Here is a 21398-nt window from a genome sequence, read left to right as displayed (position 1 = left end):
TATTATCTTGCACCTTCGATTCGTCGCGGGACAGACGGCAAAATTGGGACGTATAGGTGAGTAAAACGAAGCACAACGTTGAAAGATCGGACACATCAGCCCCTGTGCTGATCAGGCGAGATCCCGTAGTCGACCACAAGAAACGCTGGCCGATGTGTCGGCTTACGATGTACTCGCCGGATCGATCACAGGTTGATTGTGTAGAGGAACTCTATGCGGTCGCGGATACGCTTGGGAAAATCAACAGGACGTTCCTGGTACAGTTTGCCGGTGTCCAATCTCTCGATGGCCTTGAGAAGATTATTCTTCCGGACAACGTGTCTGTTCTCGAGAATCAGTCAGATGCCGACACCAGTGTGCTATACAAGGGCGAACGCTATAACGTTGGTTGGGAAAGTCTTGGTTCCTGTCCTGTCCAGAAGAAGCGGCGATTGCCCCCGACCGAGGCAACAGTTATCAAGATCCTTGGATTGCTGACCCGGAATGCCGACGTTTCCGACGTCGCCGCCGCGATGAAGGCTGACCCGGCTCTTCAGTACAATCTTCTCAAATATTTGAACAGCGCAAAGATCACTCTGGCCGCGTTTGGAGGATTCAGAAACTTCGAGCAAGCGATCATGTTGCTCGGATACCGGCAGTTCTCGCGCTGGCTGTCGATGTTCCTTCTGCACTCAAGCGTGGAACCTGCCGTTCCGGAGCTTTATCGTATTGCCGTTACCCGTGGCAGGCAGATGGAACTACTGGCTGGCTATAGCGGAATCCCGAAAAACGAGAGGGATTCGGTATTCATCACCGGAGCTTTCTCTATGGTTGACCGAATTCTTGGTGTAACGATGGAAACTGTACTTGCACCGTTGGCGCTTGATCAGTCGGTTACAGACGCGCTTCTCTTGGGAGAGGGCAGGTATGCGCCGCTACTGCAGTTTGCGCAGGCCTGTGAAAACGGAACCGAGTGCGAAATGTACGAGCAGCTGGAGCAACTTGGCATCAGCGCCCGCGATGCCAATGTTGCGATGGTCCAGGGGATGCAATACGCGGCGGATTCGGATCAGGCAGACTGAGCGTTGCGGGGGTCATAGCCGGACTCCACAACAAAGGGCGATGGCTGCTCGGTGACCCGGGATGACATGTACAGCTGATTTTTTGCCCGAGTCATCGCGACATACATGAGGCGGCGTTCCTCGTCGTAGACGTGGTTCTTCGGCGAAGGGATAACGCCGTCTTCCGACGCGATGATCCAGACGTTATCGAACTCGAGCCCTTTGCTGCCGTGCATCGTCATCAAAGAAACCCCACTGGGGCCTTCATCGTCCTCGCTGGAGCCGTTGGACGGCAAAGTCAGCGTATTGACGCGCTGAGCCAGGCTTCCGTTTAGACGGCAGACACTCTCGGCAAGGGTGGTAAATAGTTCTTTCTCATCCGGATTCCGAATGCGCTCACTGAACCATTCCGCGACTCCAAGAATGGCCATGCGATAGTTGCCTTGGCGAGCCTGCGATCGCCAGCCGGCCGCCAAGGTCGAAAAATTCTTCAGGGTTTTTGACAGGTCGTCGGGCAGTCCAGCCAGTGCGGGCAACTGCCCATCCAGTAGACGCCACATTTCCGGTTGCAGGGCGTCGTGGATCAGTTCAATGTGTTCCTGCGCAAATCCAGAGTAATGGAGTGTTTGGTCAATCCCGTCCGCAGATCCAGTTTGAACAGAGCGGAGCAGGGAAATGAAGAAGACGAAAGGCGGTCGGGTCCAGATCGATTCCGACGGCGGTCGCACGTAGCGAATGCGCCGAGAGTGCAGAGCTTCTTCGACACAATCCAGGGTTCGACGATTGCGAGCCAATACCGCCCATTGACCAGCCGGTACCGTGTAGGTGAACCACGGGTCGTTATGCATCGGAATAATGTGGGGAAGGATCGCCTCAATGACGGCTTCGGCCTCCTTCGGACGCGAACTGTAGCGCATCGAGGTAACGCCACCACCTGGTCCCCGGGCGGCTTTCAGAGCCTTGTCGATTCGCTCTTCGTTGTGGCAAATCAACTTTTCCGCAGCTGACAGAATTTCGCTCCGGCAGCGGTAATTGGTACCCAGCGATATCAGAGTTGCATCGGTGGCCGTCCGAAAGCGATCCATGCCTTGGTACCCAAGCGCACGACGAAACGAATAGACGGATTGATCATCGTCGCCAACAACGGTAACCCGGGTGCCTGCCTTGACGTGCTCAAGTACCCACGCCAGCTGTACCTCGTCGGTATCCTGAAACTCATCGACGAGCATGTATTCGACCGGATATGCGGGAACGACGCCTTGCTGCATCAGCGTGAGAGATTTCTTGAGGACGTCGTAGAGATCCTCCACTTGGGCGCGCTTGAGCAGATTCGCGTAAGCCTGGTACAGGGGGGAGTCTTCTTCCGGGACAGGGGTGCGGCTAGCTTTGACCGTCTCGATGGTTTGAACGGCCTCTTCGAAGGTCATTTCAGCCTCGGACGCTGCGAGGGCTCGTTGAACGAAAATCTGCTGTTCGGCGGGACTGGCAACTTTGCCGACCTGGCCGCTTGCGCGGAGTTGGCGAATAGCGAGTGAGTGGAATGTGCCGACGCGGGTCCGCTTATTGACGATCTCGGCGCCGATGTCGCTGACCAACCTTTTTTTCAGTTCGTTGGCAGCATCGCGGGTAAAGGTTACAGCGCACACCCGCGATCGAGGATTCTTGGACAGAATGTGTCCAATCTTGACTACGATGACTCGGGTCTTCCCCGAGCCGGGGCAGGCGACCACCAGGCTGTGGCCGTCATGGTCGACTACCTCTTGTTGCTCGGGGTTAAGTTGAATCACGCAGCCTCAGCAACAGCCGGTTCGGCAACAGCTTCGGCGACAGTAGTGGAAGCCTCGCCGGCGGAACCGGCCCCATCGGCAGCCTTCGGAGCGTCCTTGGCCGCTTCTTTGGACTGGGTTTCGGTCAGGCGATTGCGGAGGCCGATGGTGACCTTGCGGACGGTACTCGGGATGGTGCGCATGTGCTGCTTGATTTCGAGCTCACGCTTGGAATGCTCACGCTCAGCCATCTCGCCATGCAGCATCAGGGTGTTGATGTACATCAGCAGTTCATCGGCTTTCTTCAGCAGCTTGATGTAGTGAGTCTGCATCGGGGAGACCACAACAGCACGATGTTGAATCGGCTTGTTGTAGCTGGCCATGACAGCAATACCGGCGTCGAGCATGACGGCCTTGGCGGCTTCGATCTTGCGGTCCAGTGCCTTGGTGATTTCGGCGATGCGATCATAGACGTGGGTTTCGGCCAAGGAGACCTGATCTTCGCCGAGCATGATGCGGCCACGTACCGAAATGAAGAACGCGTTACGACCCAGATGGTCGAAATTGCGCTTGAACATGTGATTGACCTTGGGGCTGCCAAATTCCGGCTCCAGGACCAGTGTGGCGCCCTGGAATGATTGCAGCCATTCTTCTTTCGCGGTGGAATCCATTGAAAACTCCGATAGTTGATGGAACGGAGCCTCAACGTTACGGAGTCGTGAACGGATTTTCGCGGTGCTAAAACCCGTGAATCTGATAGATGATTTACGGGCGGTACATGTTGCCGTTGTGCTAGAGAGGGGTGATGCCGGTAGAATCGGATTCCATTTTATTTCCCTCAATTAAAGGAACACGGCATGGCTACGAGCTCAGAATTACTGGAAGTCACCAATGCGATGATCAAGAAACTGCATGGCGACATCAACCTCCTACAGGAACAGGCGTTGCGTCACTCGGCAGCCGGCGACTATGAGAAATGCGGGGATGCACTGCAAAAGCAGCGCGAGGCCATTGGTGCCCAGATTGCCATGGTGGAGGCTGCGAAGTATCTGACCAATCAGTAATGGGCGATTTTGTAAGACCCTTAACATTGGTGTTGACAGCCGATTTGGAAATCGGCACAGTAGCCACATCGCCGTTCATGACGGTGGTCGAGTAGCTGGAACTTGCGCCATTTCGAGCATATTCAGAAACGCGCCGCGACGGTGGCCGTGATCCTAGCAGGATTCTATTTAGAGCGTCGGGCCTGCCCCATTGTGAGCGCAGGCCCGCGAATCTTCCAAAAAGCCAAAGAGATTTGCCGGAGAGACGGCTGATCAGGATGTCTAGTTCAACTGGATATCGTGGTCAGACGATTTTTCTGGTGAGGCATTGTGTCTCCCGAAAAGCTGGTGCTTTGCGCACCACTGCCTCCTAAGAGGCCTGCGGTCTTGGAGCCGCCATTCAGAGAGGATCTCTTGATCCCACCGGGCCATTGGCCTGTCCTTCCTGCTCCGTGCAGTGTTCTTGAGTTGCTGTAAGACCTTGCTTGCAAGGCTTGTGATTCCGTGACCCTGCGTTAAGGGGCAATCGCGTTGCCGGTCCACGTTCCGTTTCGGAATGGCGGGTCAACTGGCCAGTGCCCCCGCTCGGCGGGGGCCAGAATTCCACACCCGTCGGGGACATCTTCCCCGGCGGGGTTGATGTCCACCGGGAGACAGGTTTTTAACGGGCTACGGCCCAACTTTCCGGAGAAACATCATGTCGCTCATTCTTATCGCTTGTATCGCCACTGGTAGCGCTGCCGCCATCCCCGCGATTGCGTGGAAGCGCCGTGTCTTTGGCTGAGCATTTGAACGACTACAGGGGTTTTCCCCTGTAGCCCTAACGGTCTCATGGGATCGTTAGGGCTGCAGGGGTACCTCCAGGTACCTCCCGCAGTGACCTAACAATCACTCAGGAGCTCACCATGCAAACCACCAACGCAACTCGTAAGGTCCATCAGATGTACTGCAAACTGCCGATGGTTGAGGCGTGCGAACTGCACGAACGCCTGATGCAGGGCAAGACCGATAACGAAACGCGCCACCGCCTGCGCAATGCTCTCCGTAAAACCGGTCTGCATCGTGCAAGGGAGTGGCAGTAAAACGATGGCGCACCGGCGGCAACGCCGGCGCTATCCAGAACCGATTGATGAGTCGTTTCTGGATAGCGGTAGCCGACAGTTCTTTTGGCAAATGACCAGCTGGGGCCGCCAAACGGGTAACCGAAATCCAGCATAGCCAAAGACCTTAACGGGTCTTTTTTCATTAAACCCCCTGGGGAACCACGTTCCCTGGAGGGGAGTGGTCCCCCAAAATTTTGGGAGAACCACCATGCCGAAATCAATTTGGCTAACAGTGGCTGAATGGCAGGGACGGAATCCGGTCCTGAATACAGCTACGATCCAGGGGCCGGGAAACCGGCGCACCTTGGTGTGGGAAACCATTGCGGGTAATGGCGTGGCAGTCATCGAGAAAATCGGTGATAGCCGCAGGGGGCGTTTCGTGGATGTCAAAATCCTCGATAAGCCCTTCAAAACCGTAGTGGCCAAGGTCAAGCGCTCCCACACGCTGGAGCGCAAACGCATTGAGAGGGAGGGACAGCTATGCTGAACCAACAACCTCGCTTGCTGGCAACGACCTACATCCCCATCAAACCGGTACTCGTAATGCCCAGGGAAGTGAAGCGTCAGCAGAGGATCGCGACGCTGCAACGGAACAAGGAAAAACGATTACGGGAACAAGCGCTCAAAGCCTTGCAGATTCCTCTGAGTACCGAGGATATGTGGGACTGGTTTGCTGAAAATCGCGAGTCCGTCGAAGTAGTCATGGAGACGGTCGGACCTGATGCCGTTGGCGTCGGGCCTGAAATCGATGAGCCGGTTGTTTGGACCAACGATGGAATTCTGCAACTTCATTCGGTGTTGCTTGAGGAAAGCCTGAAAGCCCTTGCGGCCAAGGGTAATCCGACCGAGAAGATGGACATCCTTGAATGGATGTTCGAGCCGGATTTCGTTGCTGAGATCGTGAAGCAAACGCCCAATGGGCCACGCAAAACGATTGTCTACAACGACCAGGTTGCCTTCAGCTTTGCTTTCTGCTGCAAGCTTCAAGGACATGATCCAGCCCATTACCGGGCATTCGTACGTCGTGCGATTCCGGACGTGGCCAAGCGTTTCTTGTATCTGGATGGGGAAGACACCCCCTGTCTGCAGCAGGCGCTTAGCAAGTTCAACACACCCTACTAACCCTTTCGGGACCTCTCCCGAAGGGGAGGGGTTCTCCGAGTTATTTACGGAGAATCAGAATGTGCAATTTCGATTTGAAGGCAACATTTTCCCTGCCCAGCGAGATTCCTGACGGGATCACGGTGGTCGGGAATGATCAGCCGACCGAGTTCACCCCTGCGGTGGATCCGGACTACAAGTTCCGGGTCGATCTGATCCGCGACATGATGGGTTTCTGGGTAAGTGGCGAGCGGGCAATGCTGATCATTGGTCATTCCGGGAGCGGTAAAACCTCCATGATTGAACAATGGCATGCACGGCTCAATCTGACGCTACTGACCGTGGTGGCCCATCCGCGAATGGAAATCGCCGACCTCATTGGGCACTTCGTTCCGACTGCTTCCGGTGGGATGGAATTCCACTATGGGCCGGTCGCGCGAGCTGCCAAGGAAGGCCTCTCTGTTCTGATCGATGAATACTTCGTTCTGGATCCGGGGGTGGCTACAGGCCTGAATGCCCTTTTGCAAGGCGGAATGCTCTATATCCCGGAAACGGGTGAGGCGATCCGTCCCAAAGAGGGCTTCCGTGTGTTCGCGGCAACCAATCCAGCGGATATCGGCGCCGGCTATTTTGGGCGCAATACCCAGGATGCAGCCAACCAAGATCGGTTCTACACGATCCGCGTGGGGTACCCGAAACCCGAGGAGGAAACTCCACTGGTTCAGAAGGTGCTCATGCAGCAAGGCATCGAAGATGAGGCCGTGGCTCTGATGTTTGCTGAGCGCATGGTGGATGTGGCCAATCGTGTCCGCAATCTGTACTGCGGAGAATCGGACGATGCGGGAGCGATCGATATTACGTTGTCGACTCGTTCGCTCAAGCGTTGGGCAGCCCTGTTCATGATGTTCTCGCAGGTGGAAAAGCCGGAGCACTACGCTCTGCAGCGCGCAGTAACGAATCGAGCAAGCCGCGAAACGGCCAAGGCGATTCACGATGTGGTTGACCTGGTGTTTGGGGTCGCTGCATGACTGCTATGCAGGTCGTGGCAACGGTGACAAACGAAGGGACGACAGCCGAGCAAGTCGAAGCTGTTGTCCAGCGGCTAGGCAGAGCCCTGTCGGTACAGAAGGTAGCGGGAGGTCTTGCTGTCGGGGTATCCGATGGCGACCAACCGTTGCTGACTGTGCAGACAGTGGGTGAAGCCATGACGTTCGTGGTTCGAAACCGGCACGGTGAAATCGGGCTGTGGGTGGCGGCGGCAATTGCTGCCACTCTCGGTCAGCCGGTTGTCGATATGAGTGGGCAGGCACTGCCAGCCACTTCTGCCACTGTGAGCCAAATCCTGGGACGTAGCTTCTCCGAAGAAGGCAAGGATCTCGCTGAAAAGCTAGGTCTGATCCTTCCCAGAATTCGAAGCGCCGTCAATTCGATCAAATTCTGACACCAGTCAGTTTTCGCCTGCCTTCGGGGCAGGGGAAAGCTGATTTGTCTGGAGAGCGATCTCCGCAACCGTAGCTGACATCCGGGATCATTGAGGTCGAAGTCAGCAGTTCGTTTAACCGCAGCGCGGGTGCCAGTTCCGCGAATGCGGGACATGGTGCCCATTTTTTTCGGAGGAGCATCATGTATCAAACCAAAGGCAATAATCCGCCACGCCTCGATTTCTGGGAGTGGATGATCTACGTTCTGTTTGCTGGTACCAGCTTCCTGATCGGCCTGGTGGTGTATTGCGTCGGCAAGTCATTCGCCTGGCCGGTACGTCGCCTGATTGATCGGGTACGCGGGGAGAAGGTAGAAACAGACGAAAAAACTGAGGAAGTTATTCAGGTTGCCCCGATGGCTACTCCGGAAATCAACAGCGCGAAGGCGCCGGTGGTTGACTGGGATGAGCCGGAAATCGTGGAATCTGAAATTCGTCGGATCGAGCTGAAGAAAGGCTATGTCGTTTTCCGTTTTCACGAACAGAGCGGCACGGTAAAAGGGAAACTGACGGTGACTTCCAAGGCCCTTCACAAGGCAATTGGCAAAACCGTTCTCCTGAACCTGAAACAGTGCAAATCGCTCGCGGATGCCACAAACATCATGCGTGCAAAAGCTGAAGCAATTTTTGCAGCAGCAGCGGAAAACAAGGCGACTGCATCCAAAGTGGCGAAAGCCCCGATGGTGCCTGAGCTTTTGGAAGCTGGCATTCCCGATTCAATGGAAATGCCCATCATGGAAGATATGCCCTTTGCGGACATGCCTCCTGACATGCCGGCTTTCTTTTCCGACGAAGACTATGCCTCAATGGAACGCGATATAGGCGACCCCTACGAGCAGTTTGCGCCACCTGCAGCTCCGGTGGTGGCCGATCAGCCGAAGTGGAAGAAACCCCGTGGCAAACGGGAATTCGAGGTCAAGTATCGTGGAACACTGGTCAGTTACGGACTCGAGCCGCGGGTGTTGGAAGATCCCAAAAAAGGGAAGCGTGAAATCCAGCACTTTTGCGTTCGTATTCATGACGATGAACTTCAAGCAGAACATCCGCTGTGGGGGAATGACCTGCAACGAGTCATTACGGAAGCGAATGTCCAGGTCGGCGAGCGCGTCGAATTGGGTTTCGTTGGTTGGACCACCGTAATGGTTCATGGGAAATCAGAGCGTAAAAAGCTCTGGGCAGTTTCGAAGATCTAACTCCCGTCTGTCGCGGACGTATTCATTTACCCCGTGCGCGGACAGGCAGTGCCTGATCGGGGGTTTATTTTTTGGAGAAACATAATGGCATCAGTTAACAAATGGATTGGTATTGGCAATTTGGGTCGTGATCCGGAGATGCGCTATACCGCCAGCGGCGACGCAATTTGCAATTTCAGCATTGCATGTACCGACACTTGGAAGGACAAGCAAACGGGTGAAAAGAAGGAGCAAACCGAGTGGGTGCGAATTTCCTTCTTTGGCAAGCTGGCCGAAGTGTGTGGTCAGTATCTGAAAAAAGGTTCTCAGGTCTACATCGAGGGAAGCCTGCGCACGCGCAAGTGGACCGACAAGGACGGCCAGGAGAAATACACCACGGAAATTCGTGGCGATGAAATGAAGATGCTGGGTAGCCGCAGCGGCGGCAGCAGCGGCGGTTCCGATCAGGGCGACTACGGCTACGATCAGCGGCCGGCCGGTAACTCCGGTGGTGCTGGTGGCGGTGGTGGTAATGCACCGAAGCCGAAGCCGTCGTTCGACGATCTGGGCGACGATATTCCCTTCGTGGATTGTCACCTCGACATCGACAGCGTTCATCGCCGCATCCGTCGTACCTGCTAATTCAGCGTAACTGCAATCAACCCATCCGGGGCTACTCGTCCCGGATGGGACGAGCGGGCCCCATTTCGACTAGGAGAAACACCATGTACGGAATGCCAGGTAACCGCTTCGGCAATATGATCAAAGTATCCAACCCGAACGAAATGCCCGAGTTGGTCAAGGAAGCGCAAGTCGCCGGAAAGTCGGCTCGAGCCTTCATTGTTGGAAGCAAGGAACTGTCGTTGTCCTACGACGGCATGTTCCTGGTCGATACTCGCTCGGGAGAAATCGTGGAAGAGGATGCTTTTGCAACGCGGCAAATCTTCACACCGGTTCTGTCGTGAATTCTGACGCCTCACCCCGCAAGGGGTGAGGTATCGGGACTACCGACCAGCCAGAGCATCTTCAACCTTGAGTACGCCGGCGCCATCTTTTTTGACGTGGATGGCCAGGGACAACGAATCGCCTTCGGCGGTAGTAACGACGAAATCGCAGACGGTCTTGTCAGAGCGGTCAGCACAGCCGCGGTTCTTGAACCCAACGGTACCGGCCTTCGGGTCGGCCTGCAGGCGTTCGATACTGGCAGAACGGGAAGCCCATGCCGATTCGGCTTGCGATCCGTTGCGAGCGACCTTTTTCATTGCGTCGTTGTCATGACGAATGACGCTTTCCATATAGGCCATGGCAACGCTTTCGGGCGTCGTTGCGATTGAGGAAGATCCGCCTTGGGAACAAGCCGCAAGAATCAGGGCAGACACAGCAGCAACAAGCGTTTTCATGCAATTTATCTCCGGTAGTGAGTATTGGATAACCTTGTTACAACCATAACAGACGTAGCATCGTTATCAATGCCCATTCGCCGTGTATTGGGTTCCAAAAAATATACGGGTATGATGCAAGAACTTTCGTGGCGTAAGCCTGAACCGGTAGCTGGCAGCACCGGGACCATTGTGGTCAAAGCTAGCGTTCAAGTCTTAACCCCCGCGGGGCACTCGTCCCCGCATTGGGGATGGTGCGCTCCCGCAATTCTCATAGGAGTGCATCATGCAAGCACAACAAGTTCTACAGCAAGTCGTTTGCTTTTCCCTGGAAGAGATTTCCCTGTGGGGGGCGCGAAAGAAACTCCACACGGAGGATCTGAAGCTCACCCAGGGCGACGCCCTTCCGCCCAAGGATCTGGCATCTCTCGGTTCGAAGAAGATTTTCAACCCGAAGGCGTTGGCCAAGTTCGAGGCATTGAAAAAGCGGGCACATGTGGCCTGCGGTCGTGTCGGTATTCGTTTCATGGGGGGCTACGCCGTCCCTGATTCGGCAACCGACGAACTGGCAAAGGAACTCGACAAGATTGGCGCCGAGTTCGATGTCGCGAAGGCCGACTTCATTGCCACCTACACGGGCGAACTCGAAAGCTGGATTGCAAAACATCCTGGCTGGGAGCAGTGGATTCGTGCAGCGACAATTCCGGTGGACGAGGTCAAGGATCGAATCCGCTATGGTTGGACGCCGGCGAAGATCAGCACTCCGGACGAAAACAATCCGGATAGCCGTCTGAACCAGAAAATGACCAAGGAAGCGGGAGGTCTGTCTGGCCGTCTTTTCAAGGAAATTGGAGAGATGGCACAGAAGGTCCTCGAAGACAGCCTGCTCGGCAAGACGAAAGTTAATCGCCGGGTTCTGTCTCCGATTCGCAAGATCAGGGGCAAGCTCAATGGGCTGGCCTTCCTCGACAAGCGTGTCGGACCGCTGATAACCGCAATCGACGATACGGTGAGCCAGATGCCGGGGGATGCCCCGATTGAAGGGTTGGCGTTGACGGCCCTGCACGGCTTGATTCTGACACTCAGCGACAGCGAGCGAATGAAGCAATACGGGCAGGCGATTCTGGACGGAAGTCCGGTAGCGATGACGTGGGGTGTGGCAACGCCCAAGGCGGAAGCTGTGCAAGTCGAAGTTCAAGCAACGGTTGTCGAGGAAACTCATCAGCCGAATCTGTTCGACGACACGCCGGTTGTTCCGCGCGCAGCAATGCAACCGGAACAGAAGGCCCCGGAAGTCAAAGCGGAAACCGCAGCCGAGCCTGAAGCTGTAGCCGTCAAGGCAGCAGTCAAGGTAGAGGTTTTGGTGACCGAAGCGGTCAGTGCCGAACAAGCCGAGGTGGAGACACCCGCGGCTGAAGTCAAAGCACCGATCGTTGCAACCCCGATGGTTCGTGTCGTTGAAGTGGTGAAGGAAGTGGAAGCGGCATTGCCGACCATGATTCCGCCGCCGCCGAAGTCGATGCCGTTCCAGCGAATCAGGTTCTAAGCAGTACCTGGCCAGCAATGGTCAGTCAAACAATAAACCCGCAGGGATCAGCCTTCCCTGCGGGGGCTGGTTTCCGAGCGGAAATAACCCCCAAAGGAGATCAGTATGAAAGAAAAAGACAAAAAAAGATTAGATTGGGCTTTAGACAAGCTCAATGATGTTGCTCTTGCTGGCTATGGATTGCTTGCAGGAGAGAAATGGCTCAACGTTGTGACTGTAGGGGTAACCATCCCAGACGGCGCACAGCTGGTAGCTCTCACGGTAGTTCTGGTTGTGGTCTGGACTATCATTGGTTATCTCAAAGGACTCTTGGAGGAAATCTGATGAGCCAAGCAGAGGTCATAGGAGCAATCCTGTTGATTCTGGTGTTTGCAGGTCTTGGTGTGGTTGCTTGGGTAATTCACCGCAATCGCACCAATCACCGGAATACGTAATATTTCGAGAGTTTCAGCGTTGGCTGATAACTATCACAACGCCCAAGGGGATTTCCGTCCCCTCGGGGGCGGCTCCGAAGGCATCATGAGGACACAACCATGGATGAACTCGAGCTGTTCTTTGTAGTGAAGGTCAAGAACAACCAAGTTGTTGGCGTCGAAAGTGGTCCGCACGTGGACTTTGAAGTTGCCGACCAAGAAATCGGGCAACACAAGTACTCGGCCGACAAATATCGGGTCGCAAAGGTAAAATTGCCTTTCGAACTGGTCAGCTAGCGACAGCATTTGCCTTCAAAAAGGAATGAAGTCTGCTTCCGCCTGCCTTCGGGGTAGGTGAAAGTTGATTTGCCTGGAGAGAGATCTCCGCAACCGTAGCCGGCAGCCGGGACCATCGTGGTCAAAGCCAGCATTTTCTCAACCCACAGGGGATACCGTTCCCCAGGTGGGGCATGGTATTTCCCGGACTCTCTCTGGAGGAAACCATGAAAAATCGCCTGATCGAGGGCGCATTGCCGATTACGGCAAAGCTGCTTGCCGATGACCTCGGCTTGAAGCTTCATTTTGGAGCAACAGGGTTCAAATCGTCGGTAGACAAAACTGGCGTGAAGCACCTGCATGTTCCTGATCTTCCTCTGGATGACCGCATTGCAAGCGCCTTGGCGCTTGGTGGGATCGTTCATGAAGATACGCATTTCAACTTCACCAACTTCTCTGACGCAGCCATCTCGGATCCCGTCTTGAAGAAGATGACGAACATTCTGGAAGACGTTCGTTGTGAGCAGGCTGAAATCAATCGTTACCCAGGTGCTCGCGCAGTTTTGGCACGCATGGTGGGAGCGATGGTCGAACACGGCCAGTTCAGTCCGATTTCGGAAAAGGAAGGCCTGTCCGGCGCGCTCTGGTACGTACTGTATCGCTTGCGTGCCGACGTTCTTGGACAGATCGCTCTTCGGCCTCTGGCAATTGCCGCAGCTGACATCATCAAGCCGATGATGCCGGGTGCGTCGTTCCAGCGACTGACGGCAATGATGTTCGAGGTTATGCAATGCCGTAGCACGGCTGATTGCGTGGATCTTGCACAGCAAATTCTGGTGATGCTCAAAGAGGAAGCGGAAAACCCGACTCCTCCGGAGCAAGCGCCCGACCAGGAGCAGAACCAGAAACCGGAACCGGAACAGCAGCAACCGCAGGAGCAGGAAGCCGGCGGTGGCAATGGTGACGGTGATCAAGGGGAAGGCGAGCAACAGGACCAAGCCGGTGGTAATTCAGGCGCTGGCGATCAGGATGCTGGAAACGAACAAGGGGACGCCGGCGAGCAAGCCGGTGATGGAACGGAAGCCACCCCTGGTTCTGCAGCCGCAGCTGACGCAGCCAGCGATGACAATGCCAAAGGCGAAGCCATGAAGGAATTCTTGGCTGGAACTGGAGCAGGGGAATCGTCGATGGACATGGGAGAGATGTTGGCCCAAGCCCTGGACACGATTTCAAACAAAGAGGAGACGGTACGCCTCCCTGACGCAATTCCGCTGGATCGGGAATTGGGAAATGGTGAAGATGTGCTGTCGCGTCTGCGGGCCGAAACCAACGCCGTGAGGCGCAAGCTTCAGGGCCTGCTGGAGGCGAAGGCTCGCTCAACCATCATGAATGGGCGATCTGGTAGCCGGCTCGATGTAAAGCGCCTCTGGCGTACCCGAACGGGCGATGCAAGGGTGTTCGAGAAGCGGATTGAAGGGCACAAGCAGGATACTGCCATTCAGTTGTTGATCGATCGCTCGACATCGATGCGTAGGGACATTCAGATAGCGTGTGATGCGGCACTTGCCGTAGCGCTCGCCATGGATGGCGTCCAGGGAGTGTCCACATCGGTAGCTGCATTTCCGCATGTGAGCAACAACAAGGATGATGATGTTCTGACGATATCCGATTTCGGCGAGTCGTTCCGGAAGGTAGCTGCACGCTTTCCGGCTGTCGGTGTGCAAGGCTGCACGCCGATGGCACAGGCGATTCTCTGGGGTGGTTACCATCTGCACGCGACCAGCCAGGCTCGAAAGATTCTGTTGGTAGTGACGGATGGGAAGCCCGACAGTCAGTCGGCAACGGCTGATGTCATTGCCAAACTGGAGCAGTCCGGTGTGGAAGTGATGGGGCTCGGTATCAACATCGATGTCGGGTATCTGTTCTCGAAGTCGGGACGGATTTCTTCGGTAAGTGAATTGGCTGTAGCGATTTTTGGAATGCTGCAGGAAACACTTGCCAAAGCTGCCTGATAGTTTCAAAATGCGTGCAAACGCTTCCGCCCTTCGGGGCGGCTTTTCGATGCAGATGCAGAGCGTCTGAACCGAAAAGCCGCAACACGGCAACGGAATCTTTTGTCGCTCATTGTGAGTGGCTAAAAGTGGCAAGCTGGGCCAATCAGCCTTTTTAGAGATTTTTTAACCCGAGCGGGGAACCATGTTCCCCTCCGGGGCTTGGTTTATCCGCAACTCTCAGGAGTCGCAAAATGAACCATTCTCTCGTTTCTTCCTTCAAGTCTGCTGTTCTGATCATCGCAGCCCTCCTGGGGTTGCTCGCTGTTACTCAAGCTCACGCTTGGGATGGTGATCTGGGCGGTAATCAATACGGTGCTCCCGAAGCCCGTCGTTATCAGCGCGTTCAGGTTGGCGTCGTCGAAGACATCCGCGAGGTTGTCATCACGCGCGAAAGCCAAAGCGCTGGTTATATCGGCGGTGCTGTGGGTGCCATCCTCGGCGGGGTTGCTGGCAATACAGCCGGCAACGGCAAGGGTCGCATGATTGCTTCGGCACTCGGCGGCACCCTTGGTGGCCTCGCAGGCAAAATGGCTGGCGACTATGCTGGCCGTGAAGTCAAGCGTTCTGCGGAAATCATCGTATCCATGAAAAATGGCGACGTTATTTCTGTTGTCCAGGAACTGGACGGCGAAACCGCTCAACTGCAAGCTGGCGATCGCGTACGTCTCATTGAGGGACAAGCGATTCGCGTGGTGAAGATGCGCGGTAACGTCATGTAAGTATTTTCAACCCAGACGGGGAAACATCCCCGTCTGGGGGTGTTTCTTCTCTGGGAACCTAAACCCGGCTCCCTCCCCGGGGCCCACCAAAGTGGACCCCGCTGGGCCTACTTTGGTGGGCTCCGGGTTCGGGGCATAGACAGGAGAAGCACCATGGCTGAAGTCAGAGATCTTGCCTTGAACCACTGGCCGGAAATTCTCATGGCCGCTGGTATCGAAAAGGACCACCTCCGCAACAAGCATGGGCCTTGCCCGGTATGTGGCGGTACGGACCGATTCAGGTTCGACGACTTAGAAGGTTCGGGGAGTTATTTCTGCGGAAATCCCCACCACGGCGCTGGCGACGGTTTCAAGTTGCTGATGTCGTACAAAGAATGTACGTTTGCGGAAGCTGCGCAGTTCGTCCGAGATTACTTCGGAGATCGGCCGGTTGAAGCAGTGAAACACACACCACAGCCTACCCAGAAACGGGATGAGGCCAAAATCCGGGCCAGCCTCAACAAGGTCGCCCAAGCCTGCTTCCGGGTAATGCCGGGTGACACGGTTTGTGCATACCTCAAGGGTACTCGTGGCCTGGATCTACCAGCGATTCCGAGGGCCATCAAACTTCATCCGAATCTTGGCTACTATGAGTCAAAGCGGGAGGGCGGTGAAGAGAGGATGGTCAAGGTCGGGGAGTATCCGGCCATGATTGCAGTCGTCAGTGCGCCCGATGGGCGCCCTGTATCGCTGCACCGGACATACCTAACCAAGCATGGGAAAAAAGCCCAGGTGCCTGAGCCTAAAAAGCTCATGACAGGCCTCGGGGTGAAAGGCGGAGCAATTCGTCTTTATCCTGCTGGAAAGGTGTTGGCTATTGCCGAAGGTATTGAAACCGCCCTGGCGGTCCATTGCCTGACCGGTTATCCCGTGTGGGCAACGGTGTCTGCAACGCTGATGCAAACGATGGAGGTTCCAGAGTACGTGGAACACCTGTTGATTTTTGCTGACAACGACGTGCCTGATCAAAACGGCCGGCGAGCGGGGCAAGAGGCTGCGGAGATTCTGAAATCTCGGCTGGAGAAGAAGGGCATCAAAGTAACAGTGGTGCTTCCTTCGAAACCGGGAACGGACTTCGCAGACGTGTGGAACGAACGTCTTTCAAAAGGCCAAAAAATTGCGGCCTAAGTATTGGCAGGGGGGAAACCCCCTTGCCGATATCTTTCAATTTACCCCCTTGACGGTTCTCAAGTGCGTGATAAAAACGCCTGCACTAAAACAGGAACCTCAACATGAATCTTCTAACTACTTTTTGCCGGGCTGGGGCGAGTGAGAACACTTGGGATGTGTATTGGCGCAATGGCGTCCAGATCCAAGGGTTGATTACAGTATCCATTACAGCAAGCGTCGCTGATCCAGAAATCGTTGCGGAGTTATCCGCTCTTCAGTGGATTCTGGAACACCGATCCGTGTTTGGGGTTTCCCAAGCTGGCAAAGGTCTGTGCCTGACAGTTTCGGCAGGTGCAATCAAAAAGTTGGCGAAAGCCGCTGAAAAGACTGGTGGGCTGAGGGAGAGTTCTCTTGGCAAACCACATCTATTCCCATACGCCAGGTTTCTCGGTACCCGTTTTGTTGGGGCCGATATTCAGGTCTCAAAGGACGATTCATGGATTCGTCCTCGTGCTCAGAACGACATTGAAGAACTGGCTATCGCAGCGCCATTGCCTGAAATACTCGACTTGAAAGGCGTTGGTGTAGTCGCGCTATCGGCGCACGCGCTGCAGCAGTTTGCAAAACGCCAAGCCAATGCTGACCGGGAAGATCTCTGGCGGTTTTTGCGCAAGATCGCGACAAGTGGATTGCGACCGGCCAAATTCGACGGCGAACGCGCCCAAGCAATGCTGGAGCGCTACGGCAATGCGGGACAAGTCTGGGTACACGACGAAACGAAATGGGCTTTCGTGGTTGTGACCGAAGGGCAGATGCCGATCGTCACTACCGCTTATGCCATCCGAAAAAGCGTAGCTGGGTAACGTCAACTATGGTCGAAGTTCAATTTCGCAATTACCCGTCCAAGAACGGCAATGTCTTCGGCAGTAGCGTCGTCGGCAGATTTGATCTGGGACGGTTCGATAGTTTCAGCCGGGTATCGAGAGTTCTCACACAGGACGTCGATCAATTGATCGAGACGAATGCGAAGGCGACGAACAGCCAATCGGCCTGCGATGCGCAAAACGTACACGGCACCGGAGCGCACCTCGGTGTCGGTCAAATCAAAAAACACGCGGTCATTAGGTTCTGCATAGCCGCTCATTTCCGTGCCAGGCACTCTCAGTATCCCAAGGGGGCGGGTCGGATCATCAAAGGGTAGGAATGACGAGGGGATGTTGATATCAGCATTCCCGTTTTCCGAATAATAGGTAGCTCTATTCGTTTGATCTATGTCAATGGTTTCTCGTTCAACGGGAATTCTTCCTAGCAGTTCATCTAAAGTGCATGCGAAAATGCCACATAATAGGAAAAGATCTTCGATATCCGGGACGCCCTTTGCCGAAAGCCATCGGTGGGCGGTGCTGATCGGTCTGTTGATCAAGTCGGAAAAAGCTTGAACTCGACCATGCCTGGAAGCTGGCAGGCCGTGGATATCCAGCAGCTTGTTAAGGCTCTGAGCGAAAGCTTGGCGGGCATTTAGCTGCAAGAGGTTCATGGTTCCGAGTGGTTATGAAGATGTACTAGTGGGGCAATTATAGTAGGACGGGAAACACAGATTAATTTTTACTAACTGGTGGAAAAATGCTGACGATATCTCCCGAGCGCGTAATGGACATCCATTCCCTCAACGAAGAATTTTTGCAACTTGTTGCGAACGCCGAGTGCGGCGATGGTTTTGGAATTGACGACGATACATTTAACGACATTAAGTCGTTATCGCCCGATATTTTGAAGCGTATCGCAGCCACGGACCTCCTGCTTTTTACCATTAAAGACCACGTAAGCGACGCATCGGCCGACGCTTTGTGCCAGGGTTTGCCGCTTCTTGTGGAGCGTTTGCAAATTATTGCGCGTGATTTTGCCCGAGAAGATACCGGTTTGGCCGTAAGTTATCTCGGCGTAAGCAAAGAAAAATGCACGAAATTGCTGAAAATGGGGATGACCCAGATTAGGGAAACATCGCAATCCGGAACACTCAGGATTATTCCGCTTGGGACGACCGCTTTCCGTATGTTGGGAAAACTGGCCAGCCCAGCTGAAAGGACTCAGTATGTGGCTCTTGCAGCAAACGACTGAGGGACCGGCAGCTCGACATCTTGAAGATGTCGCGCGACGCCTCCGTAGGGAAGAGGACCTGGTGCAGTTATGTGCGCGGGGCGCTCGCATCCCAACAATCAGGAATCTGATCGGGAAAGTCTCGGACAGCAAGATAAAAGAGATCAACCGTCGCTTCCATGGGGACCGTAAGGGCGCAAAAACCAGGGGCAACGATTACTTCACTGAGACTAGCGCGCGCCGGCGCGACTCATCGGTGATCATTAGCCTTCACCGTCGTTTGGTGAAGGCCGAATTGCCTATGGTTTCCATGTACGTGCAGTTGCACAACATGTACATGCGTGAGCGAGTAGCCAATCCGGCTTTTGACATCGATGAGCTGATTCGGCTGACCTGCGCCATCGACATGGGCACGCTAAAAGTCGATCGCTGCCCTGATTGTGGCGCATTGATCGTCATGCAGTGCAATGAGGTGCATCCGGAAAAGTGCTGTTTTATGTGCAATCCGAACCCGGTTTCGAAGTCCCGTGTTCGCGTCAGCACTGCTGTTCCAATTGAATTCCCGTCTGCTGAGAAAATCGACGAAGTTGTTGAAGAACTCATTGGCCCAGTGCGAACTGCTACTGAGCTGGTGATGTATGGAGCCCGGCCACAGGAAGTTGAGATCTTCGCACCTGGTCAGGAAGCATTCGCGCGCAAGATGTGGCCGCTGCTACTTGGTATGGCAGCCCCGCAGGGAAGCCTCCCGTTTACGTCGCTCTACTACATCGAAAAAATCGAACGTCGTCGCCATGCGGCCTATGTCATAAAGACGTTCCGCCGGTTGAAGAAGGCCGGTTTGCAGGGCGCCAGCCTGTTCCTATCTCTGTATCGAAACTACCTGGGTGTATTTGGTGGTTCGCCTGAAACGATGCATTTCTCCCGAATCCGGGGAATCGTTCACTTCTACCTGCAGAACGAAATGAAGCTGATCTGTTGCCGTGAGTGCAATGCCAGCTATGTGATTCTTTCCGATGAACTGCCGGGGGATCAGACATGCCCGAATTGCCGGTTGTTTGCTGAAACCCGACGTCCGGAACCGGCCGTACGAGTTGAACCCGCCAATCCTGCCGCTTCCCTTGAGCTTCCTCCGCTCCCTGGTGATTTAAAGCGCCGCCGCCTGCAAAAAAAGCCCGGCGAAAACACCCGATTTAGCACCGCGAATTAGCGAGAGCAGGGGAGGATGATTCCTCCCCATGCTCAAAACAATCTTTCGCCTATTGGGAGCGGGGGGGCCAACCCCTTCCGTTAGAACCCCTTCAACAGGGCCAATGCCTGCGGCGCCGGCAAAACCTGTTCAGGCAGGTATTCCAATCTATCCGCCGGTTGATCACGGGATTTCCTACGGCAACGCTGAAGCCGTCCTGGCAACACAGTCCGAAATGATCAGGCGATTGAAACTGTTGGCAGGCCTGCCCGCCACAGATTTCGAACGGCTATACGGCGGAGTGTTGCGCTCCCTCGCCAAACATGTCGACCTTCTGCCAGCCTCGGAATCTGGAACGCACATGGGCGCTGGTGGTTTATTTCGGCTAGCTCTCGAAATCGGATTCTTTTCCCGCCAGGCCTGCGAGGCAGTTTTATTTGCCGGTCGTGCCGGAGTGGAATTGCGTCGTGATTTGGAGCCAAGGTGGCGATATGCAACTTTTCTCGCCGGCCTGTGTTGCGAATTGCATCGTCCCCTCAGTCGGATGATCGTTGTTACAGAAAACGGTACGGAGTGGCCGGTCCACCGCATGGGTTTGTCCGAGTGGCTCGAAAGTGTTGGTGCATCGCGCTATTTCATCCGGTGGGTGAAAGAAGGCGATTCCTTTGCCGGCGGTAGTGCAACCCTCCTTGCCACGAAGATCATTCCCGAAAGCTCACTGCAGTATCTGCAGGAAGGGCACCCGAACATCATTCCAGCAATGCTTGATGCGATTGTCGCGGAAGTGTCGAAGAATAAGGATAACCAGATATCCGAGATCCTCACCCGGATTCGCAAAAAGGTTATTGAACGTGATCAGGTTCTCGCACCGCAGAACTACGGCAAATTGACCGTCGGCAGCCAGTTGGAACCGCATCTCGTAGATGCGATGCGGCAGTTGGTGGCCAGTGGTGTGTGGACGATCAACGTAAAGAAGTCGCGCCTGTGGTTCGGTAAGGATGGGCTGTATGTCGTTTGGCGTACTGCGGCAAAGGAAATCATCGAAGTACTCGAGCGTGGATCGGTAAGCGGGATCCCTCGCGATGCTACGACCATTGCCGAAGTGCTGTTGCGGGCCGGCGTGTTGGTGGGCGACAAGAACAACGATTTGTACTGGAAGATCAAAACCCCGCTGTCCGATAACGAGCTTGTCGCGGTAAAGCTGGCGAATCCGGAAACCTTGTTGGTGGCAATCGAAGAGGATGCGCCTACGGCGCTTGATCATCAGCTGGCAGTTGGAGCAAGTACAGTTGCGGCCGGCGCCGGAGTCCAGAAGCCGTTGTCTCAGCCGCTACAGCAGCCGCACCGTCAGGATTCATCGGGCGGCGGCGATGCGCCAGCGGCCCCGGCAGCTACGCCGGCACCTCCGCCTCCTGCCGCACCACCACCTCCTGCAAACGCAGCAACCGAGCAGGGGCAACCTGCACCGAAGCCGGCAAGGATCAAGCCTCTTCCTGAAGAAACGCAACCCGGCGCAATTACGCCAGTCCAGGAGAGTCAGCCTGCATCGCTACCCGAGGATGTGGCCAAGCGCATGACTACCATCGTGCGTGAGGTGGTTGCTCAAGTGCTGAAGGACTATCACGCAGGAGACCTGGCCGACACAAGTGCCGTATCGGAAGACGGTCTGGCAATCTCCTTAGAGCAGATGGGGTCCTACGGCGTCGACCTGACCAAGGTAATGGCCGAACTGCATGGGCTTGGTTGGTTGTACGTCGATCCGGCAAACCCGAAGAAAAAGATTCACATGGCGCAGATTACTGGAAAGGCTGTGCAGTCTGCTGTGTTCAAACGTCAGGTCGCGCAAGACCTTGGATTCCCCATTTAGCGGACAG

General features: G+C 55.1%; 24 protein-coding genes. 20 read left to right on the top strand and 4 right to left on the bottom strand.

Annotation, left to right across the window (positions count from 1 at the left end; translation table 11 throughout):
• Positions 1-167: 167 nt before the first annotated feature.
• Positions 168-1061, top strand: a complete 894-nt coding sequence (locus AC07TV_RS18505; protein WP_494649844.1) for an EAL and HDOD domain-containing protein — start codon at positions 168-170, stop codon at positions 1059-1061.
• Here the strand turns inward: AC07TV_RS18505 and AC07TV_RS18500 are convergent.
• Together AC07TV_RS18500 and AC07TV_RS18495 are read right to left on the bottom strand one after the other, a co-directional pair.
• On the bottom strand, positions 1049-2827 hold the full coding sequence (locus tag AC07TV_RS18500) for an ATP-dependent helicase (RefSeq protein ID WP_494649843.1): 1779 nt from the start codon (positions 2825-2827) through the stop codon (positions 1049-1051). The two genes, AC07TV_RS18505 and AC07TV_RS18500, sit on opposite strands and share 13 nt — an antisense overlap.
• Positions 2824-3477 carry a hypothetical protein gene (locus tag AC07TV_RS18495; protein WP_494649842.1) on the bottom strand — a complete coding sequence of 218 codons (654 nt, stop codon included), beginning with the start codon at positions 3475-3477 and terminating at the stop codon, positions 2824-2826. The genes AC07TV_RS18500 and AC07TV_RS18495 overlap by 4 nt, the downstream gene beginning before the upstream one ends.
• Before the next feature lie 186 nt (positions 3478-3663).
• On the opposite strand from AC07TV_RS18495, the gene AC07TV_RS18490 reads away from it, so the two are divergent.
• The 9 genes from AC07TV_RS18490 (at position 3664) to AC07TV_RS18450 (ending at position 9670) form a co-directional block, all read left to right on the top strand.
• Positions 3664-3870, top strand: coding sequence for a hypothetical protein (locus tag AC07TV_RS18490; protein ID WP_494649841.1), 207 nt, complete (start codon positions 3664-3666; stop codon positions 3868-3870).
• An 884-nt stretch (positions 3871-4754) separates the two neighbouring features.
• Positions 4755-4931: a hypothetical protein gene (locus AC07TV_RS18485; RefSeq protein WP_494649840.1), complete on the top strand. Its 177-nt coding sequence runs from the start codon at positions 4755-4757 to the stop codon at positions 4929-4931.
• A gap of 229 nt (positions 4932-5160) precedes the next feature.
• Positions 5161-5439, top strand: coding sequence for a hypothetical protein (locus AC07TV_RS18480; RefSeq protein WP_494649839.1), 279 nt, complete (start codon positions 5161-5163; stop codon positions 5437-5439).
• A complete protein-coding gene (locus AC07TV_RS18475) occupies positions 5433-6074 on the top strand; it encodes a hypothetical protein (protein ID WP_494649838.1) in 642 nt (213 codons plus the stop codon). The genes AC07TV_RS18480 and AC07TV_RS18475 overlap by 7 nt, the downstream gene beginning before the upstream one ends.
• Positions 6075-6133: 59 nt before the next feature.
• On the top strand, positions 6134-7081 hold the full coding sequence (locus AC07TV_RS18470) for an AAA family ATPase (RefSeq protein ID WP_494649837.1): 948 nt from the start codon (positions 6134-6136) through the stop codon (positions 7079-7081).
• A complete protein-coding gene (locus AC07TV_RS18465) occupies positions 7078-7494 on the top strand; it encodes a hypothetical protein (RefSeq protein WP_494649836.1) in 417 nt (138 codons plus the stop codon). The genes AC07TV_RS18470 and AC07TV_RS18465 overlap by 4 nt, the downstream gene beginning before the upstream one ends.
• 182 nt (positions 7495-7676) lie before the next feature.
• On the top strand, positions 7677-8726 hold the full coding sequence (locus AC07TV_RS18460) for a hypothetical protein (RefSeq protein ID WP_494649835.1): 1050 nt from the start codon (positions 7677-7679) through the stop codon (positions 8724-8726).
• Positions 8727-8810: 84 nt separating this feature from the next.
• Positions 8811-9347, top strand: a complete 537-nt coding sequence (gene ssb / locus AC07TV_RS18455) for a single-stranded DNA-binding protein (RefSeq protein ID WP_494649834.1) — start codon at positions 8811-8813, stop codon at positions 9345-9347.
• Between the two features lie 83 nt (positions 9348-9430).
• Complete coding sequence (locus AC07TV_RS18450) at positions 9431-9670, top strand: hypothetical protein (protein ID WP_494649833.1); 240 nt, start codon at positions 9431-9433, stop codon at positions 9668-9670.
• A gap of 39 nt (positions 9671-9709) precedes the next feature.
• Here the strand turns inward: AC07TV_RS18450 and AC07TV_RS18445 are convergent, their stop codons facing one another.
• A complete protein-coding gene (locus tag AC07TV_RS18445) occupies positions 9710-10105 on the bottom strand; it encodes a hypothetical protein (protein ID WP_494649832.1) in 396 nt (131 codons plus the stop codon).
• A gap of 265 nt (positions 10106-10370) precedes the next feature.
• On the opposite strand from AC07TV_RS18445, the gene AC07TV_RS18440 reads away from it, so the two are divergent.
• From AC07TV_RS18440 to AC07TV_RS18410, 7 genes are all read left to right on the top strand, one after another.
• Positions 10371-11630, top strand: a complete 1260-nt coding sequence (locus AC07TV_RS18440) for a DUF3150 domain-containing protein (protein ID WP_494649831.1) — start codon at positions 10371-10373, stop codon at positions 11628-11630.
• A gap of 105 nt (positions 11631-11735) precedes the next feature.
• A complete protein-coding gene (locus tag AC07TV_RS18435) occupies positions 11736-11954 on the top strand; it encodes a hypothetical protein (RefSeq protein WP_494649830.1) in 219 nt (72 codons plus the stop codon).
• 209 nt (positions 11955-12163) lie between these two features.
• Positions 12164-12340: a hypothetical protein gene (locus AC07TV_RS18430; protein WP_494649829.1), complete on the top strand. Its 177-nt coding sequence runs from the start codon at positions 12164-12166 to the stop codon at positions 12338-12340.
• Positions 12341-12546: 206 nt separating this feature from the next.
• A complete protein-coding gene (locus AC07TV_RS18425; protein ID WP_494649828.1) occupies positions 12547-14331 on the top strand; it encodes a vWA domain-containing protein in 1785 nt (594 codons plus the stop codon).
• A 233-nt stretch (positions 14332-14564) separates the two neighbouring features.
• A complete protein-coding gene (locus AC07TV_RS18420; protein ID WP_494649827.1) occupies positions 14565-15092 on the top strand; it encodes an outer membrane lipoprotein in 528 nt (175 codons plus the stop codon).
• Positions 15093-15245: 153 nt separating this feature from the next.
• The gene (locus tag AC07TV_RS18415) at positions 15246-16259 is read left to right on the top strand and encodes a toprim domain-containing protein (protein WP_494649826.1); all 1014 of its coding nucleotides are present in this window, start codon (positions 15246-15248) and stop codon (positions 16257-16259) included.
• Between the two features lie 104 nt (positions 16260-16363).
• Complete coding sequence (locus AC07TV_RS18410; RefSeq protein ID WP_494649825.1) at positions 16364-17104, top strand: hypothetical protein; 741 nt, start codon at positions 16364-16366, stop codon at positions 17102-17104.
• A 2-nt stretch (positions 17105-17106) separates the two neighbouring features.
• Here the strand turns inward: AC07TV_RS18410 and AC07TV_RS18405 are convergent, their stop codons facing one another.
• Positions 17107-17778, bottom strand: coding sequence for a S24 family peptidase (locus tag AC07TV_RS18405; RefSeq protein ID WP_494649824.1), 672 nt, complete (start codon positions 17776-17778; stop codon positions 17107-17109).
• Between the two features lie 113 nt (positions 17779-17891).
• On the opposite strand from AC07TV_RS18405, the gene AC07TV_RS18400 reads away from it, so the two are divergent.
• From AC07TV_RS18400 to mobH, 3 genes are all read left to right on the top strand, one after another.
• A complete protein-coding gene (locus AC07TV_RS18400) occupies positions 17892-18359 on the top strand; it encodes a hypothetical protein (protein WP_494649823.1) in 468 nt (155 codons plus the stop codon).
• A complete protein-coding gene (locus tag AC07TV_RS18395; RefSeq protein ID WP_494649822.1) occupies positions 18334-19545 on the top strand; it encodes a FlhC family transcriptional regulator in 1212 nt (403 codons plus the stop codon). Before AC07TV_RS18400 ends, AC07TV_RS18395 begins: the two co-directional genes overlap by 26 nt.
• 103 nt (positions 19546-19648) lie before the next feature.
• Positions 19649-21391, top strand: a complete 1743-nt coding sequence (gene mobH / locus AC07TV_RS18390; protein WP_494649821.1) for a MobH family relaxase — start codon at positions 19649-19651, stop codon at positions 21389-21391.
• Positions 21392-21398: the final 7 nt, after the last annotated feature.

The organism is Azonexus sp. GW821-FHT04F04 (genome assembly GCF_059420025.1).
Note: the sequence above shows the minus strand (reverse complement) of the source record. Positions and strands in the feature narration are given on the sequence as shown.

What these genes read in the sequence shown, in the direction of transcription:
- AC07TV_RS18505 (WP_494649844.1), top strand. Translation starts at nt 168, where the DNA reads ATGTACTCGCCGGATCGATCACAGGTTGATTGTGTAGAGGAACTCTAT.
- AC07TV_RS18495 (WP_494649842.1), bottom strand. Translation starts at nt 3,477, where the DNA reads ATGGATTCCACCGCGAAAGAAGAATGGCTGCAATCATTCCAGGGCGCC.
- AC07TV_RS18490 (WP_494649841.1), top strand. Translation starts at nt 3,664, where the DNA reads ATGGCTACGAGCTCAGAATTACTGGAAGTCACCAATGCGATGATCAAG.
- AC07TV_RS18485 (WP_494649840.1), top strand. Translation starts at nt 4,755, where the DNA reads ATGCAAACCACCAACGCAACTCGTAAGGTCCATCAGATGTACTGCAAA.
- AC07TV_RS18480 (WP_494649839.1), top strand. Translation starts at nt 5,161, where the DNA reads ATGCCGAAATCAATTTGGCTAACAGTGGCTGAATGGCAGGGACGGAAT.
- AC07TV_RS18475 (WP_494649838.1), top strand. Translation starts at nt 5,433, where the DNA reads ATGCTGAACCAACAACCTCGCTTGCTGGCAACGACCTACATCCCCATC.
- AC07TV_RS18470 (WP_494649837.1), top strand. Translation starts at nt 6,134, where the DNA reads ATGTGCAATTTCGATTTGAAGGCAACATTTTCCCTGCCCAGCGAGATT.
- AC07TV_RS18465 (WP_494649836.1), top strand. Translation starts at nt 7,078, where the DNA reads ATGACTGCTATGCAGGTCGTGGCAACGGTGACAAACGAAGGGACGACA.
- AC07TV_RS18460 (WP_494649835.1), top strand. Translation starts at nt 7,677, where the DNA reads ATGTATCAAACCAAAGGCAATAATCCGCCACGCCTCGATTTCTGGGAG.
- ssb (WP_494649834.1), top strand. Translation starts at nt 8,811, where the DNA reads ATGGCATCAGTTAACAAATGGATTGGTATTGGCAATTTGGGTCGTGAT.
- AC07TV_RS18450 (WP_494649833.1), top strand. Translation starts at nt 9,431, where the DNA reads ATGTACGGAATGCCAGGTAACCGCTTCGGCAATATGATCAAAGTATCC.
- AC07TV_RS18445 (WP_494649832.1), bottom strand. Translation starts at nt 10,105, where the DNA reads ATGAAAACGCTTGTTGCTGCTGTGTCTGCCCTGATTCTTGCGGCTTGT.
- AC07TV_RS18440 (WP_494649831.1), top strand. Translation starts at nt 10,371, where the DNA reads ATGCAAGCACAACAAGTTCTACAGCAAGTCGTTTGCTTTTCCCTGGAA.
- AC07TV_RS18435 (WP_494649830.1), top strand. Translation starts at nt 11,736, where the DNA reads ATGAAAGAAAAAGACAAAAAAAGATTAGATTGGGCTTTAGACAAGCTC.
- AC07TV_RS18430 (WP_494649829.1), top strand. Translation starts at nt 12,164, where the DNA reads ATGGATGAACTCGAGCTGTTCTTTGTAGTGAAGGTCAAGAACAACCAA.
- AC07TV_RS18425 (WP_494649828.1), top strand. Translation starts at nt 12,547, where the DNA reads ATGAAAAATCGCCTGATCGAGGGCGCATTGCCGATTACGGCAAAGCTG.
- AC07TV_RS18420 (WP_494649827.1), top strand. Translation starts at nt 14,565, where the DNA reads ATGAACCATTCTCTCGTTTCTTCCTTCAAGTCTGCTGTTCTGATCATC.
- AC07TV_RS18415 (WP_494649826.1), top strand. Translation starts at nt 15,246, where the DNA reads ATGGCTGAAGTCAGAGATCTTGCCTTGAACCACTGGCCGGAAATTCTC.
- AC07TV_RS18410 (WP_494649825.1), top strand. Translation starts at nt 16,364, where the DNA reads ATGAATCTTCTAACTACTTTTTGCCGGGCTGGGGCGAGTGAGAACACT.
- AC07TV_RS18405 (WP_494649824.1), bottom strand. Translation starts at nt 17,778, where the DNA reads ATGAACCTCTTGCAGCTAAATGCCCGCCAAGCTTTCGCTCAGAGCCTT.
- AC07TV_RS18400 (WP_494649823.1), top strand. Translation starts at nt 17,892, where the DNA reads ATGGACATCCATTCCCTCAACGAAGAATTTTTGCAACTTGTTGCGAAC.
- AC07TV_RS18395 (WP_494649822.1), top strand. Translation starts at nt 18,334, where the DNA reads ATGTGGCTCTTGCAGCAAACGACTGAGGGACCGGCAGCTCGACATCTT.
- mobH (WP_494649821.1), top strand. Translation starts at nt 19,649, where the DNA reads ATGCCTGCGGCGCCGGCAAAACCTGTTCAGGCAGGTATTCCAATCTAT.